The sequence below is a fragment of the Spirosoma arboris genome (assembly GCF_009754945.1).
GTDB classification, from domain to species: Bacteria; Bacteroidota; Bacteroidia; order Cytophagales; family Spirosomataceae; genus Spirosoma; species Spirosoma arboris.
In genome coordinates this window covers 652,049-670,860 of the sequence record NZ_WPIN01000001.1, presented here as the reverse complement: position 1 = coordinate 670,860, position 18,812 = coordinate 652,049, and the positions used below count along the sequence as shown (strand labels likewise).

Sequence of the window (18,812 nt, the reverse complement as noted above, 5' to 3'; positions counted from 1 at the left end):
TAGGTTCTATTGCCGCTCAATAGACTCTAAAGAACCAATAGATTCTAAAAAGCCTTGATTAGCCAAGTAGTTCGTATTATTGCTGAATTATGAAGAATCCAGCCATAACTTTCAATTTTAGATAATAGAAACTAATATCCAACTGATGACTGCATCGCAGATTGCCACCCACCCAACCATGGCTAAATTAACCCGTTCAACTCATCCCGCCCCCGTTTTCCCCGAAAAAATATTACAATTTGGCACTGGCGTTCTCCTTCGCGGCTTACCCGATTATCTGGTACAGAAAGCCAATGCTGAAGGACGATTTGGCGGCTCCATTGTGGTCGTGAAATCGACGGATAGCCAGACGAATGAATTTTCGGATCAGGATAATCTGTATACCGTGGCGGTTAGAGGGCTTCAACAAGGGCAGGCAGTTTCCGAAACAACGATTGTTTCAGCTATCAGTCGGGTTTTGGCAGCCCAAACTCAGTGGAAAGAAATTCTGATGCTGGCCCGGAACCCGAAACTTCAGATTGTTATTTCGAACACGACCGAAGTGGGGCTGGACTATGTTGAGGAAAGTATTTTTCAGCATCCTCCTCAGTCGTTTCCGGCCAAACTAACCGCATTTCTATATGAGCGATTCCGGAGCGTTGGCGGATCACGAGCCAAAGGGTTGATCGTTATTCCAACCGAACTCGTTACCGATAACGGTCTTAAACTCCGAGATGCCGTCGAGAAATTAGCTCAATACAATGAGTTGGGTAAACTGTTCACCAAATGGCTCAAGTTCCACGTTCGGTTCTGTAACTCGCTGGTCGACCGGATTGTAACACGCCCAACTCATGAAGCTCAACAGGCATTACAACAGGAAGTTGGCTACGAAGATGACTTATTGACCTTCACGGAACCCTATCATTTATGGGCCATTGAGGGCGATGATCGCGTTCGGGAAACGCTGAGTTTTGCCGATGCCAGCACCCCACAGATTATCATCGACGAAGACATTAACTTCTACCGGGAACGCAAGTTGCGGGTTCTCAATGGTACCCACTCCCTTACGATGCCACTGGGCTATTTGTTAGGACTGGAAACCGTTGCCGACGAAATGAGTCATCCGGCCATGAGCAAATTCGTTGAGTCGCTGATGCTTACCGAAATTGTGCCAACCGTACCTGATTATGGCATTCCGGGTATGGATAAAGCGGCTGTTGCACAATTTGCCAACGATGTACTCGACCGGTTCCGCAACCCAAATCTTGACCATTTGCTGTTGAACATCTCACTTCAGGAAACGGCCAAAATGCAATCTCGAAATGTAGCGACCATCCAGCGTTACTTTGAGCAATTTAATGCTGTGCCCAAACACATAGCGTTGGGGTTTGCAGCTTATCTGCTCTTTATGAAAGCGATTCGTGAGGAAAAAGGGCAGTTTTTTGGGGAGATTGCCGTTAACGGAGGCATCCTCACCTACCCCATTCGCGATGATAAGGCCGGTTATTTCTACGGCGACTGGAAGACCGTTAAAAACAATGTGCCAGCCACGGTACTAGCCTTTGTAAAAAGTGTACTCTCCGACGTGACGATCTGGAAAACGGATCTGGCCATATTACCCGGTTTTACCGAAGCCGTAGCCCAATACCTGAGCGCGATGTTAACCGCCGGCGTAGAAAAAACGTTGATAAAAGCGCTTGCGTAGCGTCTGATTAGTTAATTCTTTCTTGGTATTAAGTCAGCAAACAGTTCCTGTCAAACATAAATTGGCAGGAACTGTTTGTTTGATATATCCTAAAAAATCATCCGAATTTTTCATTTTGAAAAATAATACCTCAAGCTATCCATTCACTAGTCGACATGATAAAAGCTATTTCCTACTGGGCCAGGCGTCATGCTCGTCTGGCAATTTCCCTAATTATACTTGGTGAAATTTTTAACGGTTTCAATGGTGTTCTTCTTGGTGCTACTCTGTTAAACGAAGTTCCAATAAGTCTTCTGTATACGTGCATGCTGATCACGATTGGCATAGCTATTTATATTCAGCTTTACTCATCAACTACTTCTATATCATCCAATTACTGGGTTGGTCGACGGTGGCTGTTCGTCGCTTTTTTAAGCAATTTCCTGTTGTTTGGCTTATTGGGTGGAATATGGAATCAGCGTAGTCAAACAGTCCATCCAGCAGCTAGTGTCCTGGGTGGTCGGCGCATTGTGATGGTTAGCGATTCATTGTCACCAGCCGATTCTGTCCGTCGGGCAGCTCGCTCTGAACTAAAAGCTAGCCCACCCCCGTCCGACAAACAGACCGGTTCACGTGGATTATATATTGTACTCGGCATACTGGGTATCGTTGTCGCCTATACTGTTGCGGGGTTAGCCTGTAGTATTGCCTGCGCGGGCAACGGCTTTCTAGCACTACTAGCTCTTTATTTCGGTTTAGGGGGGATAGCTGGTTCCATCTATTATTTCAGCCGGGCAGCCCAGAAAACACCGAAACGTCGTCGCGACATGACGACCGATGAACGCCGACGCGATAGTCGGCATTTCTGGCTCCCCTGGGTTATTTTAATTGGAATTACGTCGGTGCTTGTGCTGATAGCGTCAATAAATAGGTAGGTCTGGCACGCTTATTATCTCTCAACAATCGGCAATTTACCCAATCAGGGCAGGTCGCCGGCTCCATCCATTTTCAGGTAATATTACCCTTCCAAATAGGGTAAATTCCCCATTGACTTTATAGAGTTAAAGACTAACCTTTGATAGGTATTTTGGTCATTATCTATAAGTCTAACTCCCTGCCTTAGGCTCTGCCTCATGAATACGCTAACTCCCAGTCAGTCTAAAAAACCTCCATTCCGGAAACTTCGGGGGTATTCATTCGATCCTGCCTTATCACTTAAAATAGACACTGCACCCATTAGCACTATTGTTTATAAAGTTCGGTGGGAAGATATAGGCGATCATGAAGGATGCCTAAAGCCAGGTCCTGTAGGCGAGTATGTCGAAGTAATCGACTATGATCCTACAGTCAAGAAGTTTTATACACCAGTCAACCTGAATGACCCATATATTCTGGCTCAGGATGGGCTGGACCCGAGCGAAAGTAACCCGCAGTTTCATCAGCAAATGGTGTATGCGGTAGCCATGACTACGATCCAAAACTTTGAGCGTGCCCTGGGCCGCAAAGTGTTGTGGGCTCCTCAACGACTTGCTCAGGTTACAGGTAAACGAACACCTTATGAAGAGTATATAGCTAAATTACGCATTTATCCGCACGCTCTCCGCGATGCAAATGCTTATTATAGTCCGCAAAAAAAGTCATTGCTGTTTGGTTATTTCTCATCAGCGCCTGCCGATGAAACCATTCAGATGCCTGCTTCATTGGTTTTTACCTGCCTAAGCCACGATATTATTGCCCATGAAACAACGCATGCCATTCTGGACGGGATGCATCGGCACTACAATGAGCCAACGAACCCGGATGTCCTGGCGTTTCACGAAGCGTTTTCCGACATAGTAGCCCTGTTTCAACATTTCACATTTCCCGAAGTATTGCTCAGTCAAATCAGAAAAACCAGGGGCGATTTAACTTCAGAAAACCTACTGGGCCAATTAGCTCAGCAATTCGGATCGGCTATTGGCAGTTATGGAAGTCTGCGCGACGCCTTGGGCGAAATTGATGAGGAGACCAAAAAATGGAAACCTAAAGTACCGAAAGCGAGCGAGTACAGAACCGTTATGGAGCCGCACGCCAGAGGTAGTATTTTAGTGGCAGCCGTTTTTGAGGCATTTACCAATATTTATAAAGACCGAGTATCCGATCTGATGCGCATTGCCTCGAACGGTACAGGTATTCTCGCTCAGGGCGAACTACCCCCAGATTTGGTCAATCGACTGGCCAGCGAAGCGGCAAAAGCGGCAGATCATGTGTTGCAAATGTGTATTCGGGCGCTCGACTATTGCCCACCTGTCGACATTACATTCGGCGATTATTTGCGAGCCATTATCACAGCTGATTCAGATTTGGTAGCTGATGATTCGCATAATTATCGACTGGTATTTATCGATGCATTCCGACGGCGTGGCATCTATCCGAAGGGAATTAAAACACTTAGCGTCGAAAGCCTACAGTTTGTTGCTGAACCTGTTCTGGGTCCTGATGCTCAAAACGCATTAAACGTGATCGGTGAATTTTTGCGGGGCTATCGCAACGAGATCATGTATGAACAGGACAGAAAAAAAATTTACGAAATCACCAAAAAACATATTGCGAGCTATACCAATATGACCAAAACTGGTCTACACGGCCAGATTCTGGAGAAACTTGACAATTCATTTGAGTTCGAGCAATTGACAGGTCTAATCCTAGATCAGGATTGGAAAAAATTAGGTGTTAATCCTTCCGGTGCTTCTTCGGACGATCCCTCTTTTCAGATCCAGAATCTACGGCTGGTATCGCGGGTTGGCCCCGATGGTGATCAGGTTAACCAGATTATCTTTTCGTTAGTGCAACGGTCCGGGGTTCGCATGAATGATGATGGCACCTTTGCTGGCCACTACACACCGGGGGTAGGTGAAGTGCCCGCGAATGGCTTTGAATTTCGGGGCGGGTGCACCATGATCTTTGATTTGGAAAAAGCCCAATTGAAATACGCGATTACCAAACCGCTGTTAAATACCGACAAACTAGCCTTTCAAATCCGGGAAATCGACACTGGCCGTGTCGAACAGCAATACGGCTATCAGAACAACGACACCATGATGGGCATCAGCGATTACAGTCACTATTTCGGCATTGGCGCTTCTGATGCACTAAATGAACCCTTCGCCTTCTTACACAGTCATTAATTGAATTGGTCATGGCTAAGCAAAAAGAAACCCCATCAAAAAGAATTACCACGGCCGAAGTGCGGATGTATCGCATGGGAACTGGCGACTGCTTTATTATCAAATTCTTCGCCGGAACCGATAATACATTTACCATGATGATTGACTGTGGTACATGGCAGAATGATAAAGAACATTTGACTGAGTTCATCACTGATCTTAAAACGTACGTTAACAAAACGATTGACGTATTGATTGTGACGCACGAGCACAAAGATCACGTATATGGATTTGAAGTATGTAGCGATCTGTTTCTCAATGATTTTACGGTTAAAAACATATGGATGGGCTGGACCGAAAACGACAATCCAGGCTCATCTGGCGGTCCATTAGGCGATCAGGTAAACGAATGGAAAAAGAAATTTGGGCAGCATAAGATGGCCCTCAGCATTGCGGCTCAACAGCTGACTACTATTTTCTCCGGTGAAGACCAACTAAAGCAGGCCCAGTCTGAGTTGAACGGAGTTGCGGCCCTGTCCATTCGTCAGGGCTTTGCCGACGTAGTGAATCAATTTGCCGAGTTACACTTATCCGCAACCGACAATGATGACGCGATCAATTATGCAGGTGGCCTGAAAGGGATGAACATTGTCAAAAAAAATCTTGCTAAAAATAACATCACCTATTTCCAGCCGGGGCAGATTATTGAGAATATTGAGCATGCAGAAGGCATCCGATTTTATGTCTTGGGGCCACCTACATCAATCGATGCGATCAAGACCGAGAGTGGTCCTGAAGGCGAAACCTACAGCCATAGCCACAATAGCGAAGGGGCCGATAATGATGCGTTTGCCACGGCTGTTTTGAATCTTGGTGTTCCACAGCCCCCAGCTAGTCTCTTCCCGTTCGATAAAAACTATGAACTCAATACAGCCGGGACTGCTCCCACTGCGATAGAAGCTATTTACGAAAAAGACGCCTGGCGAAGAATTGATCATGAGTGGCTGAACAGCGCCGGATCACTGGCGCTACGCATGAATAGTGCTACTAACAACCTAAGTCTGGCTTTAGCAATTGAGTTTGTCGATAGTGGGCGAGTCATGCTATTTCCCGGCGACGCGGAGTATGGCAGCTGGGATAGTTGGCACAAAATTAACTGGTCTGTAAAAGGCAAAGACGGCACAACACCACTGACAACGGCTGAGTTGCTAAACCGAACGGTTTTTTATAAAGTAGCTCATCACCTGAGTCATAATGGCTCGGCTAAGAAACGGGGGGTAGAGTTAATGAATCACCCTGATCTGGCGGCTATGGCAACCCTCGATTACGGAAAAATCAGTAAAGGCTGGAAAAATACAATGCCCAACCATGACTTAATTCAGGCCTTACTCACACGTACGAAAGGGCGATTAATGATTATGCAGGAAGAAGGGCTTTTTGTTGATCAGGCTGCGAGGCAAACCCCACTGCATGACAAAATAATAGAAACTCGTGGGCAGATGAACAGTACCGATAAAGCAGATTTTATTAGCTCCTATAAAGAGAATCGATTGTACTTACAGTTCACGGTAAAAGCGTAATTATCCCTATTGTATCGAATCAAGCCAGCTATGGCGTGCTCTCAATGTAGTGCCGGGCTTTATACTCGGCATCACGTTAGTTTACGGTAGGCAATCTCTCTATCATGAAAAGGCCGCTGCAACATCTAATCTGATTGATGTTGTAGCGGCCTTTTACCAAGCTCCGAAATTCTATAAAAACGCTCGAATCTTCTCTGCCGTTTCGGCAAGTTCAGCCTGAGTCGGCTTTAGTTTATTGTGAAAATTCATATCTGCCATGGAGTTGAGCGGAATGAGATGGACGTGTGCATGAGGCACTTCCAGCCCAACAACCGCTACCCCGATGCGTATACAGGGAATGGCTTTCTCAATAGCTGGAGCAATCTTTTTGGCAAATGCCATCAGTCCAAGGTACAGCTCATCATCCAGGTCAAATATATAATCGACCTCTTTTTTAGGAATGACCAGAGTGTGCCCCGTAGCCGTAGGCATCACATCCAGAAAAGCGAGGTAATCATCGGTTTCAGCGATTTTGTGGGATGGAATCTCACCCGCGACGATTCGAGAGAAAATGGAAGGCATAAATTAATGTAGAGTGAAGAATGTAGAGTGAAGAATAGGTTAGCTACCATTTACTCTTCACTCTACATTCTTCATTTTTCACTCCCTATCGGGCTATATCAATTACTTCAAATTCCAGCACACCGGCGGGTACTTTAATTTCGGCGGTTTCGCCAATACGTTTTCCCAACAAACCCTTACCAATCGGTGATCCTACCGAAATCCGGCCCGACTTCAAGTCAGCTTCTTCTTCCGAAACAAGCATATAGGTCATTTCAGCGCCGTTTTTCTTATTCTTGATTTTCACTTTCGACAGAACCGATACCTGAGAAGTATCAATCGTCGATTCATCCAGAATTCGGGCATTGGACAATACCTCTTCAAGCTTCGATATTTTTAATTCATGAAGGCCCTGTGCATCTTTAGCCGCGTCATATTCCGCATTTTCGCTCAGATCCCCTTTATCGCGAGCCTCGGCAATCTGGCGGGCAATTGCAGCCCGGCCTTTGGTTTTCAGATCAACTAATTCAGCTTTCAGCCGGTTGAGCCCCTCTTCGGTATAGTATGAAATTTTTCCCATGATACTTAAATACTTACTCGTTATTCACATTGGGTTTGGTGTGCTCCGTAAAAACAAAAAGAACGGTACACCGACCGTTCTGCAACCAAATTGGTTTTCTTTGCAGACGCGTCAGGGTTGCCGTCGGGTTTCCGAAGCAAACGGTTCAGGGTGATAAAAAATTGTTCGTCGCATAGGCTGAGCTATTTACCGGCCAATTAGAGACTGCTGCATTTGGAGCAACGCATTAGTGACACAAAAATAGAAATACTTCCCGGCTATATCAACATATAGCCACCAGGCTTAGCAAAAACTGATTGACTGATTCATGCCAAATTCGCTTCGTATTGTATTTATGGGCACGCCCGATTTCGCCGTTGCCAGCCTTCACAGGCTTCTGGGCGCGGGATGCCAGGTTGTTGCTGTTGTCACTGCTCCCGACCGTCCTTCGGGCCGTGGGTTGCAGTTAACGCCGTCGCCAGTTAAAAAAGCCGCCGAGGCTGCCAATTTACCCGTTTTACAACCCGAAAAACTCCGCGATCCCGCGTTTCTGGACCAATTAGCCAGCTATCAGGCCGATTTGCAGGTGGTGGTTGCTTTTCGAATGCTTCCCGAAGTTGTCTGGTCCATGCCTACCATTGGCACCTTTAATTTACATGGTTCGCTGTTACCGCAATATCGGGGAGCTGCCCCCATCAACTGGGCTATAATCAACGGTGAAACCGAAACGGGTGTCACCACATTTTTTATCGAAAAAGAAATCGATACCGGGCAGATGATTTTTCAGGATTACGAGCCTATCTATCCCGACGATAACGCTGGAACAGTGCACGACCGGCTTATGGAACGCGGGGCGAATCTGGTTTTAAAGACGGTTCATGCCATTGAAGCCGGCGAATATCCCCGCACTCCCCAGCCCGTTGCCAGCGACCTGAAACCAGCCCCAAAACTCAGCCGTGAAACCACCGAAATCAACTGGAATCAACCGGCGCATGCTATTCGCAATTTTGTGCGTGGCCTTTCCCCCTACCCGTCGGCCTGGACGCTGATCAACGGGAAAGTATTTAAAATCTACGATGTTTCGTTAGCCAACGAATCGCCATTTGCCGCTGAGCCCGGCCAGGCCCATTCTGACAACAAGAAAATGATTCTGGTTCGAGCGGCTGACGGCTGGCTTCAGATCAATGCCCTGCAAGCCGAAGGCAAACGACGCATGACGGCTGAGGAGTTTTTACGAGGGAATCGTCTTTAAACCTGGACTTACAGGATTTAACTGATTTTCTTGATTTCTAATGTACTGCTTTTACGAACCGAATCACCCTAAACCAATCATTCATGAAACTAGTCCTTACCTGCCTGTTGCTGACCATAATTAGTACATTATCTGCCAGTGCCCAAACCGAAACCTATGCGGAGAAGCTTGGTTTTCCAAAGGGCAAAAAAGTTATTATTTTCCACGTCGATGATGCGGGTATGAGCTATGAATCGAACGTAGGGACGATAAATGCGTTAGATAAAGGTATCGCCAGTTCGGCCAGTGTCATGATGCCCTGTAGCTGGGTTCCTCACTTCTTCGATTATCTAAAAAAGCATCCTACTACCGACGCTGGCGTTCATTTAACCCTGACCTCCGAGTGGAAAAATTATCGATGGTCGCCATTACTTGGTCGGGAGAAAGTACCGGGTTTATATGACGAACAGGGGAATCTATGGCCTTCAGTCGCGGAGGTTGTGGCTCATGCATCGGCCGATGAGGTAGAAGCCGAAATACGTGCCCAATTGGCACTTTATCGGTCGTTTGGCCTTCAGCCCACGCACATGGATTCGCATATGGGAACTCTCTTTGAGCCTAAATTTGTCACGCGGTATGCGAAAGTGGCTATGGAGGAAAAAGTCCCGATTCTGTTTCCGGGTGGCCATGCTTCCTTAATCATCAAAACCAATAAGGTTCCTGCTCAAATGCAACAATTGGCGCAACAGGTAGGCAAACAGCTTTGGGATGCGGGGTTACCCGTTCTGGACGATCTGGACGGCTCCATTACCAGTCATAACCTACCAGCCGGTGCCACCGATGAAGCACTACAGAAATTTAAAACCCAGAAATTTATTGAGCTACTAAAAACAGTACAACCCGGTCTTACCTACATTCTGATGCACTGCACGATTCAAACACCCACGTTTGATCAGATTAGTAGTTCAGGTCAAAGCCGCCAGGGCGATATGCTGGGCATCATGGACCCAGCCCTAAAAGCCTATGTCGAAAAAGAAGGTATTATCGTCACGACCTGGAAAGAGTTGATGGAACGACGGAAAAATGTTAAATAAGTTTCAGGTTTCAAGTTCGTTGTTCCAAGTTACTACGTGTTAACCAGGGACATTGAACCTGAAACCTGAAACTTTGAACCTGAAAAAACTTTGAAAATCAGTCTTATCTCCGCCGTTGCTGAAAATGGCGTTATTGGCCTTAACAACGACATGCCCTGGCATTTGCCAGATGATTTCGCCTTCTTCAAGCGTAAAACCAGCCATCATCCGATCATTATGGGCCGGAAATCGCTGGAAGCCCTGGGCAAACCCCTACCCAATCGGACCAACATCGTTATTACCCGAAACCCTGATTTTACGGCAGACGGCGTTACAGTCGTACATACGCTTACTGATGCAGTCGCCAAAGCGAAAGAGTCGGAGCGCCGAACCGAAGAAATTTTTGTGATTGGCGGTGCTGAAATCTATACGATGGCTTTACCAATTGCCACAACCCTTTACCTGACCGAAATCCACCAGGCTTATGAAGGGGATACCTACTTCCCTGCTTTCGATAAAAACGAGTGGCAAGAAGTTAGCCGACGACCGCACCCCGCCGATGAGCGACATGCGGTGGCCTTTGACTTTGTTGAATATGAGCGAGTGGGCTAATTTATTTTCTGTCATTTCGACGTCAGCAGAAATCTCAAGCTTCAGTATTAGTCAAGTTTGAGATTTCTCCCTTTAGTCGAAATGACAGAAAATCTAGCCGTCTCAATAGAAAATTAGCTTAGTTCTCTTCCACAATTTTCACCCCCCAGGGTTCCAACGGCATTACCGCATTTGGTGCAATTGCTCCATTGGACAGCAACTCTTTCCCAGCCTTATACGTGTAGGTCAATGACGCTGGAGTTGCCGAATAATTGAAGTAATAATGAATAGTTTTTCCCTGTTGATTAACGCCCGATTTAGTAATAAGTGGAAACGATAACTGTTGTTCGGCGCCCCATATACCTGCTTTTTTCACGGCATCTTCCAGTACTTTTTTCAGGATCGCATCGCTGGTTATACAGCCGATGTAGGTCGCTAAACCAGTGCCATATTTATTCTCGGTGATGGCCGCGTATTTGCCCCAAACCGGATGATCGTAGTAGGCCAATACACTCGCAGTGGTGGGCGTAATCAATTCCATCCAGGTCTTAACTACATTTTGTTCTTTGCCAACTTTATAAGGGTCGTCTTTCAGCGAAACCTGCTGTGGAATTGTAAACTGACTGTAATAAATACCACAGGCTTCATTGATAATACCCGGTTGACGCGTCGCTCTCACTTTTACGTTTTCGTCCGAGAAACCGCTTTTAAACGTGTAGACAATGTGGCCACCGTTTTTCACGAAGCGATTCAAGCGTTCCAGCAACGCATCCGAAGCAGCATACAAGGCAGGCACAATCAGCACTTTATAGCTCTCCAGATTCGTGCTGGTTGGATCAACAAAGTCAACACCAACATTCATCTCGTAGAGTGCATCGTACATGGGTCGCAACACATCGTTATATTTTTGCGAGGCACCCCAGCCAAAACTAAAGGCATTGAACGCGGTCAGAGCTTCGTTGCTAAATAGCATCGCTACGGCGTTTGTCTTTTTGAGGTTAACCAGATGGGAGCTGAGTTTCTCAAAATCACGACCAATGGTTTTAGCTTCGTCGTACGTAGGGTTCGGCTCAAAATCGTGGCTTAGTAAGCCTTTCCAGTAGGTTTCGGCTGAGTTATGGATGGAATGCCAGTGCCAGTATTCGAGCATATTTGCCCCCGATGCCAGATGACTGAACGCCTGCAAACGCAACTGTCCCGGATAAGGTACCCACTGCGGAAAACCCTGCGCTTCGGTTTCGAGAACCAGGTAATTTTTACCCCGGTTCGACGCATCAAGTTTCATAGAACGTGTCAGATCGCCACCCAACGAGATTTCAATACCAGTAAGCTTATCCTGCGTCGGGTGGTAAATGTCGATTCCTGCAATATCCATTGATTTAGCTGCTGCAAAATGATCGACATCGGCCTGAATACCATACGAATACCCCCGCCAATCAAGGTCAAAGTTCTGGGTAATAAATTGATCGGGGCGTTTGTATTCTCTAACGAGCGCGGCCTGCCAGGCTAAGTAATCTGTAACAAGTTTTCGTTGGAATTTCGAGAATTCTGCACTCAAGCTGGCGTTTATCGAACCTACCGTCGACGGGAAATCGGCCCAATTATTAATCCGGTTGCTCCAGTAATCCAGCCCATACGCTTTATTGATAGCATCCAGAGTTTTGTACTTCGTCTTCATGTACTGGACAAAAAGCGCCTGAACATTAGCTCCTGTTGTATTATAGTGCTTCGTTTCGTTATCGACCTGATACCCAATGATGGCCGGATGCCCCTTAACATGTTCCATGATCTTCCGGATAACCCGTTCGGCATGAAACCGGAAGTGCGTGTTGGTAATATCCATATTCTGGCGCACGCCATAGCGGTTCTGACCTTGTGGAGTTGTAGCCAGCACATCAGGATATTTTTTTACTAGCCAGGTCGGCACGGCGTAGGTGGGTGTTCCGATAATGACTTGAATACCTGCTTTATGCATGGCGTTCAACACTCGGTCAATGTGCGAAAAATCAAACACACCATCCTGTGGTTCTACCGTACTCCAGGTCGACTCGGCAATACGAACGACGTTAATGCCAGCCTCTTTCATCATCTGGATATCTTTGTCCAGGCGTTCATAAGGCATGTACTCATCATAATACGCCACGCCAAATAGCAGTTTATCCTGTTTAGGCGTTTGCGCTGATGCGAAACCGGTTAGAAGAAAAAGTGCAGCGGCAACGAAATAGCGGAAATTAGTCATTGGTTTTAGTAGGATAATCCATAAAAACACCTTCCGTTTCGGCAGTCCGACTGAAACGGAAGGTGTACTACACAAATCAGAAATCTTAAGCTAATCGGCTACCTTCCTGTTCCAATAAAGCTTTTGTTCGGCGAATACCTTCTTCTTCAGCCAGACTTTCGCCTTCAAACTCGACACCGATATACCCAGTAAAGCCTGACGCTTTTACCAGTTTCAACATCCGGCCGTAGTCGATCTTTGTTTCCTGTCCTTGTGCATTGAACCCGTAACTTTTTGCGCTGACACCGCCTTTGGCATAAGGCAGCATTTCGGTCACGCCTTTGTAACGATCGTATAGTTGATCGCAGGGTTTTTCTGAACTTCCCCAGTCATGCGACTGGCAGAAATTGCCAAAATCAGGCAAGAGACCACAATTGGGCTTGCCAACGCCCTTCGCCACAGACGCCATCCAGCTCCCATCCGACGAATGACCACCGTGATTTTCGGCCACGACATTGATACCCAGCGGTTGCAGGCGTTCGGCCAATCGTCCCATGCTCTCAATGGCTCGTTTACGAACTTCATCGGCAGCGTCTTTGCTTTGCAGATTCACCCGAATGGTTTTGCAACCTAAGAACTTGGCGGCTTCGGCCCAGGCGTAATGCCGTGTAATGGCATCGGCACGTTTAGCCGCGTCGGCATCCACCAGACTTCCAGCGGTGTCAATCATAATCAAGTGATTCACAACGCCCTCATCATGACTACGTTTGAGAAGTTCCTTGAGATAGGCTGGCTCGTTCTTCACAAACTGGTCGACATACTCAACTGCTGTTATACCAAAATCACGACGAGCCCTCGTTGGGAAATCGAGTGTAGTGGTTTCCTTTTTGAACAATGCCCTGTGCAGCGACCATTGGGCCAGGGAGATTTTAAAAAACAGAGGTTTTGCTGCTGCTAATGAGTCGATGGCGGGTATCAGTGGTAACGTAGCCAGCGTGCCAAGCTGCGCCAGAAAATGACGACGGGTTGTATTCATTTTAGAATTGAGGTTGTTTTGTCATGCTGACGAAGCCGGGCGGCCGGTGCCGAAGCATCTCACATTTTCCTAATTCATTATAAGGATATATTAAGATGCTTCCTTCGTCAGCATGACAAAAAATGCAATTACTTATTTCAAACTCAAAACTCCTTGCTTGTACTTAGCTGTGCGGGCATCCTGAATAACGCCTTTCCAGTTTAGGCCAAAGCCGAAATCGTAGACATGCCCTTCCGAATCGCGGTAGGATGTCATATCGCGGGGAACATCTTCGGCTTGGTTTTCTACCGTTTTCATGTCGGCGGGGAATTGCATGGGGAGTAATGCTGACGGTTCGTGGGCGCCCGTTAGAATGTCCATCAATGCCTGATCCTGTACACCAAAGTGAGCTAGAATTGCATTCGATTGAGCTTCAAATTCCTTAACAACAGTTGGATTAGAAACCTGAAGGGCCACAATTACCGGCTTGCCTTTCATCATGGCAACGGTCTCAGTCACCATCCCTAAGTCGGTGGTGTTGATCGTTTTGGCCGTTTTTCCATTGTATGTACGGTTCGTGAATTTCTCTAACGGATCGCCACCGGCAATGCTTGGATCACGGGTTCCCTGAGCGGTATAATCACCGTATTGCAAACTTACAGGAACATAACCTGTTCCACCTGCCTTCGCATCTGGAATACTGTATCCCCCGCCCGAATCCGGGCTTCGCATGAACACCAGCGCATAATCGGCTTCGGCAGGATTGTCCGTTACGTTAAAATATTTCTTGACGATATTCAGGCTAACAGGGTATTCGAGTTTTTCGGGAATATCCATACCCAGAAAGTTACGGCCCGCGGGCGTAAATCGTTTCGGTATATAAACCGTTTTGCCTTTGGTCAGGGGTAACGCTTTGGCTTTGTTTTTCAGCATCACAACCGATTCCAATTGCGTCTGATATCCTTCCTTCATAAACTCAGCCGTACCAACCGATTTCTGCGATACCTGTGGATCTAAATAGGGATTTTCGAACAGCCCTACCCGAAAAACATTTTTGAGAAGCCGAACCGCCGACTGTTCGAATCGTGTCCGCATGAATGTCTCACCATGATCCTTAACGCCCATTTTATAGGCTTCAATCACTGGTCCCGATTCGTTATTACCGCCAAACTGGTCGACGCCGTTCATCAGGATTTTGTAATGCCGTTGAGCAACCGATAATTTCTCAACACCCCACGACTTACCCGTCAAAAAAATATCGACAGCCGTTTCATCAGCCGTAATGAGCCAGTCAGTACAAACGACTCCGTCGTATTTGTATTTAGTACGTAGCAGATCGTGGATGATGTATTTGTTATAACTGTTACCTACGTTCTCGCCATACTTTTTGTCCTGCCCGTAGGAAATCGTGTAGTACGGCATCACGGCCGATGCCATGCCAGTTTTACCACTCAACTTGAAAGCTCCATTTAGAAACGGCAGAAAATGCGTCTGGAAATTCTTGCCGGGATAAACGGCGTATTTTCCATAGCCATAGTGCGCATCTCGTCCACCTTCGCCGGAGCCACCACCCGGCCAGTGTTTCACCATCGCATTCACACTATGGTAGCCCCAGCCGCCCGTAATTTCGTTGGCGCCGGTCGAGGTCTGAAAACCGTCTACATAAGCCCGAGCCATATCGGTTGCCAATTGAGGATCTTCACCAAACGTACCACTCACTCGGTTCCAACGGGGATCGGTCGCTATATCAATCTGTGGTGAAAGAGCGGTAGCGATACCCAACGACCGATATTCGGTGGCAGCAATCTGGCCAAAGCGTTTTACTAACTCAGGATTGAATGTAGCGGCTAACCCCAGCGAACCCGGCCACATCGAAATGGCACCACCCGCGCCCGCGTTAAATTCGGCATCAGCGCGTGTACCATGACGCGGGTCGGAACTGCTATTTATTGGAATCCCTAACCCCAACCCTTCGGCTAATGCCTGCGCATTGTTGTTCCATTCGGCAGCGGCTTCCGGACTTTGTACCGACGTAATCAGTACGTGACGGACATTGTCTTTGGTCAGAAATTCGCGTTGCTGATCAGACAAATCAGAAACTTTAGCCCCACTTTGGGCGAAGATTTTCCCGTTATATGTACCCGCAAACGGCCCGCCAGCTGCTGCCGGAATAGGCTGATGTTTGCTATAGAGCATTAGTCCGGCAATCTGGTCGATGGACATCTGAGAGGCCAGATCTTTAGCCCGCACATCGGCCGATAGTCGCCAGTCTTCGTACTTATCTAATTTGCCATTCTTGTTGAGGTCTTTAAAGGCAAATCCTTTGTCGGTCAGGAGCTTTACGCCTGATGCGGTTGCGTAGCCCAGTGTTTGGCCACCTTTGTTCGCAACTTTCGTCCAGTTACCCGACTTGGTTTCGGTCCAGTTCTGACCCAGTGCTACAGAGGCAGACAGCAGGCTTAGGGCAGTGATATAGATATTCTGTTTTCTCATAGGTTTTAACTAATCAATCCATCTTGTATTAGCCCGCCGTTTTAACGGTGGGGCAAGGCAAATTCGATCTCTGGTAATAACCGTTTCAACGGTTTCGGCCAGTTAAAAACCGTTGAAACGGTTATATACGCAATTATTGATTTCCTGTTTCCCACAACTAAAGTTGTGGGCTGATAGAATTTCGTCCAGGGTCTTTACTTCCCAACTCCATAATACTGTTCCCAGAACGCCAGTTGAGGCTTAGTGGGCAATGGCTGGCTCTGAATTGTTTTGTCCAGAATGAGTACGTTTTCGGCGGCTGGTTTGTACGCTGGCCAATTAGGTAAATTCTTTCCGTTTGGATTGCCTGTTTTGGCAAAGTTTACCCAGTACGACGACATCGCATCCGCAATTGTCTGATCGACAGGCTCCCAAGGACGGTGCAGGGTATGGAGGTTGTTATAGGCATAGACAATCTCGCCGGAGTGAAACGCGCCAAATTGCGATTCCGGCGTAGCAGCAGGCAGTTTGCGATTGAAATTATATACATAAACCGGAGACTTTCCGGCTTTCATCTGCATTTTGGCCCACGTATAATCCTGAATACCAAACGCTTCATCCCGACTACTTGCTTTCTGCGATTGAGCGGCTTCGTCTTCAGTTTGCGCAGGATAGACTTTTAGGTAATCGTCTGTCTTATCACCAAATCGTTTTTTTACCTGCTCTCGAAAAACCTCCGCTTTGGCAGGAGGGCCCGAAACGCGATCATCTTCATTCCAGCCCACAATGAGCGGAACGTCGTTCTGATGGCCCTTAGCGTAGATGTCAAAAATTGACTCAGGAACCACATAACCGTCGACAATAGGCGCACTTAAGCCACCATTTGCTTTAAGAATATCATCTGCCGATTTTGCCCGCAATTCGACCAGAGAACCAACATTCAACGATTTTGCGAATGTAACACCTTGCTCTTCAGCCCCCTGCAAAGTCAACTTCGGGCGGATAGGGCTCGCCACAAAACTACCCCCACTTTCAGCAATAGCTCGTTGGAAAAGACCTTTCGCTAAAGGCGACGCGGTTAGAAAATTTACGGCAAATGCACCCGCCGACTGTCCGGCAACAGTTACATTTTGAGGATCGCCCCCCAGCGCAGCTATGTTTTTCTGAACCCATTTGAGAGCCGCAATCATGTCCATCAACGCGTAATTACCCGACGCAGTATGGCCTGACTCCTGCGACAGTTCGGGGTGGGCCAGGAAGCCGAAAACGCCAAGGCGATAATTGATGTTGACGAAGACAACACCTTTTTTTGCCATGGCTTCTCCGTCATAAATGGGGCAGGCTCCTCCCCCACTTCGAAAACCACCGCCCGGAATAAAGACAATGACCGGGCGCTTTTCAGTAGCCGACTTCGCCCCGGTCCAGACATTCAGGTACAAACAATCTTCACTAATAGGCGATTCAGGAATCAGGAACTCCGACGACCAGTACATAAATGGTGCGGGCTTAGCCTGCATCGGGCTTGGTCCAAATGCCTGACATTTCCGAACACCGGCCCAATTCGCAACGGGTTGAGGGGCTTTCCAGCGCAAATTTCCGACGGGCGGAGCCGCAAAAGGAACGCCCTTAAAGACTCGAACATCACCCGCCTTGTTGAAGGCACCTTCCACCTGGCCATTCTCCGTTTTAATAATAGTTGGCTGCCCGAAGGTGGCGAAAGCAATGAGGATGAGGGAAAATAGGATGAGTGATTTCATAAGAGCTCATTTATTAAGGCGTCAGTGAGCCATTCCCTTTCAAAATTTTACTAAAAAACAGAATGTGATAAGGCAGTGAATTTTCCCAATAATCCCAGGTATGACCACCAGGATGCTCCGTATAATCGTGGGGTGTTTGATTATAGACCAGTCGGCGGTGCAGTTCACGGTTGGGTTCAATCAGAAAATCATCGACACCACAATCAATGATCAAAGGTAAGCCGTTGGCTTTCATCTTGTCGGACATATTAACCACCGAATTTAACGCATATAAATCAGGTGTTGCGCCAACTGGCCCCAGAATTCGCGCAAATTGGGGCGCAATCTGTTTGGCAAATTCTGGCGTAATTTTCCAGTGTGTTGCACTCAGGTCCAAAGCTCCGCTCATACTGCCAGCAGCGCAGTAAAGGTCCGGGTGGCGTGTCGACAGGTATAAGGCTCCGTGACCACCCATACTCAGGCCTGTAATCACCCGCCCTTTTCGGTCCTTGATTGTCCGGTAGGTATTATCAATTTTCTCGATTACCTCTTTGGTGATGTAGGTTTCAAAGAGGTTGTCTTTCTGAACGGGACTGTCTAAATACCCGCTAAGTGGCTCTCCTTCTGGCGTTACTATAATCAGGTTATATTGATCCGACAAATTCTGCAACAGCATTTTATCGGGCGTCTTACTAAGCCAATCGCTGAACTTCCCACTCCCGCCGTGCAACAGATACAGCACGGGATAGGTGGCCTTGCCTTTGGCATAGGAATTCGGTAAAACGATGCCTGCTCGCAGGTTTTTCTGCATAGCCGCAGACGGAATATCCAGCGTATCTACTTTGGCCGCAACTGAAAAGGCCGATATACTTAGAAGGATTAAGAAGAGGGAAAGTCGAATTGAGTTCATCTGTAAAAACCTCACCCTAACCCCTCTCCTATAACAGGAGAGGGGTTTTGCATGCCCTTGGGTGACTTGGGAAAGCAT

General features: G+C 47.2%; 14 protein-coding genes. 7 read left to right on the top strand and 7 right to left on the bottom strand.

The window, feature by feature from the left end:
• Positions 1-145: 145 nt before the first annotated feature.
• The 4 genes from GO755_RS02710 (at position 146) to GO755_RS02695 (ending at position 6,389) form a co-directional block, all read left to right on the top strand.
• Positions 146-1,684 (top strand): tagaturonate reductase, encoded by a 1,539-nt coding sequence (locus GO755_RS02710; RefSeq protein WP_227686837.1) that lies wholly within the window; start codon positions 146-148, stop codon positions 1,682-1,684.
• A 305-nt stretch (positions 1,685-1,989) separates the two neighbouring features.
• Complete coding sequence (locus GO755_RS02705; RefSeq protein WP_157583021.1) at positions 1,990-2,598, top strand: hypothetical protein; 609 nt, start codon at positions 1,990-1,992, stop codon at positions 2,596-2,598.
• A gap of 198 nt (positions 2,599-2,796) precedes the next feature.
• Positions 2,797-4,830, top strand: a complete 2,034-nt coding sequence (locus GO755_RS02700; protein WP_157583020.1) for a gluzincin family metallopeptidase — start codon at positions 2,797-2,799, stop codon at positions 4,828-4,830.
• Between the two features lie 11 nt (positions 4,831-4,841).
• Positions 4,842-6,389 carry an MBL fold metallo-hydrolase gene (locus GO755_RS02695; RefSeq protein WP_157583019.1) on the top strand — a complete coding sequence of 516 codons (1,548 nt, stop codon included), beginning with the start codon at positions 4,842-4,844 and terminating at the stop codon, positions 6,387-6,389.
• A 171-nt stretch (positions 6,390-6,560) separates the two neighbouring features.
• Here GO755_RS02695 and GO755_RS02690 read toward each other — a convergent pair whose 3' ends face one another.
• Both GO755_RS02690 and greA read right to left on the bottom strand, forming a co-directional pair.
• On the bottom strand, positions 6,561-6,950 hold the full coding sequence (locus GO755_RS02690) for an HIT family protein (protein ID WP_157583018.1): 390 nt from the start codon (positions 6,948-6,950) through the stop codon (positions 6,561-6,563).
• An 85-nt stretch (positions 6,951-7,035) separates the two neighbouring features.
• A complete protein-coding gene (greA, locus tag GO755_RS02685; protein WP_157583017.1) occupies positions 7,036-7,509 on the bottom strand; it encodes a transcription elongation factor GreA in 474 nt (157 codons plus the stop codon).
• Positions 7,510-7,816: 307 nt separating this feature from the next.
• Here greA and fmt point away from each other — a divergent pair, with 307 nt between their 5' ends.
• From fmt to GO755_RS02670, 3 genes are all read left to right on the top strand, one after another.
• Complete coding sequence (fmt, locus tag GO755_RS02680; protein WP_227686836.1) at positions 7,817-8,740, top strand: methionyl-tRNA formyltransferase; 924 nt, start codon at positions 7,817-7,819, stop codon at positions 8,738-8,740.
• An 83-nt stretch (positions 8,741-8,823) separates the two neighbouring features.
• Complete coding sequence (locus tag GO755_RS02675; protein ID WP_157583016.1) at positions 8,824-9,813, top strand: polysaccharide deacetylase family protein; 990 nt, start codon at positions 8,824-8,826, stop codon at positions 9,811-9,813.
• A gap of 90 nt (positions 9,814-9,903) precedes the next feature.
• Positions 9,904-10,404 (top strand): dihydrofolate reductase, encoded by a 501-nt coding sequence (locus GO755_RS02670; protein ID WP_157583015.1) that lies wholly within the window; start codon positions 9,904-9,906, stop codon positions 10,402-10,404.
• A gap of 118 nt (positions 10,405-10,522) precedes the next feature.
• On the opposite strand, the gene GO755_RS02665 is transcribed toward GO755_RS02670, so the two are convergent.
• From GO755_RS02665 to GO755_RS02645, 5 genes are all read right to left on the bottom strand, one after another.
• The gene (locus tag GO755_RS02665) at positions 10,523-12,622 is read right to left on the bottom strand and encodes a beta-galactosidase (RefSeq protein WP_198174733.1); all 2,100 of its coding nucleotides are present in this window, start codon (positions 12,620-12,622) and stop codon (positions 10,523-10,525) included.
• Between the two features lie 85 nt (positions 12,623-12,707).
• Complete coding sequence (locus tag GO755_RS02660) at positions 12,708-13,637, bottom strand: sugar phosphate isomerase/epimerase family protein (RefSeq protein WP_157583014.1); 930 nt, start codon at positions 13,635-13,637, stop codon at positions 12,708-12,710.
• Between the two features lie 132 nt (positions 13,638-13,769).
• Positions 13,770-16,109: a glycoside hydrolase family 3 protein gene (locus tag GO755_RS02655; RefSeq protein WP_157583013.1), complete on the bottom strand. Its 2,340-nt coding sequence runs from the start codon at positions 16,107-16,109 to the stop codon at positions 13,770-13,772.
• Between the two features lie 194 nt (positions 16,110-16,303).
• Positions 16,304-17,845, bottom strand: coding sequence for a carboxylesterase/lipase family protein (locus GO755_RS02650; RefSeq protein WP_157583012.1), 1,542 nt, complete (start codon positions 17,843-17,845; stop codon positions 16,304-16,306).
• Positions 17,846-17,858: 13 nt separating this feature from the next.
• Positions 17,859-18,734, bottom strand: a complete 876-nt coding sequence (locus GO755_RS02645) for an alpha/beta hydrolase (protein WP_157583011.1) — start codon at positions 18,732-18,734, stop codon at positions 17,859-17,861.
• Positions 18,735-18,812 lie beyond the last annotated feature (78 nt).

Bases quoted from the DNA above. Each gene is read 5' to 3' on its own strand.
- GO755_RS02710 (WP_227686837.1), top strand. From the start codon at position 146: ATGACTGCATCGCAGATTGCCACCCACCCAACCATGGCTAAATTAACC.
- GO755_RS02705 (WP_157583021.1), top strand. From the start codon at position 1,990: ATGCTGATCACGATTGGCATAGCTATTTATATTCAGCTTTACTCATCA.
- GO755_RS02700 (WP_157583020.1), top strand. From the start codon at position 2,797: ATGAATACGCTAACTCCCAGTCAGTCTAAAAAACCTCCATTCCGGAAA.
- GO755_RS02695 (WP_157583019.1), top strand. From the start codon at position 4,842: ATGGCTAAGCAAAAAGAAACCCCATCAAAAAGAATTACCACGGCCGAA.
- GO755_RS02690 (WP_157583018.1), bottom strand. From the start codon at position 6,950: ATGCCTTCCATTTTCTCTCGAATCGTCGCGGGTGAGATTCCATCCCAC.
- greA (WP_157583017.1), bottom strand. From the start codon at position 7,509: ATGGGAAAAATTTCATACTATACCGAAGAGGGGCTCAACCGGCTGAAA.
- fmt (WP_227686836.1), top strand. From the start codon at position 7,817: ATGCCAAATTCGCTTCGTATTGTATTTATGGGCACGCCCGATTTCGCC.
- GO755_RS02675 (WP_157583016.1), top strand. From the start codon at position 8,824: ATGAAACTAGTCCTTACCTGCCTGTTGCTGACCATAATTAGTACATTA.
- GO755_RS02665 (WP_198174733.1), bottom strand. From the start codon at position 12,622: ATGACTAATTTCCGCTATTTCGTTGCCGCTGCACTTTTTCTTCTAACC.
- GO755_RS02660 (WP_157583014.1), bottom strand. From the start codon at position 13,637: ATGAATACAACCCGTCGTCATTTTCTGGCGCAGCTTGGCACGCTGGCT.
- GO755_RS02655 (WP_157583013.1), bottom strand. From the start codon at position 16,109: ATGAGAAAACAGAATATCTATATCACTGCCCTAAGCCTGCTGTCTGCC.
- GO755_RS02650 (WP_157583012.1), bottom strand. From the start codon at position 17,845: ATGAAATCACTCATCCTATTTTCCCTCATCCTCATTGCTTTCGCCACC.
- GO755_RS02645 (WP_157583011.1), bottom strand. From the start codon at position 18,734: ATGAACTCAATTCGACTTTCCCTCTTCTTAATCCTTCTAAGTATATCG.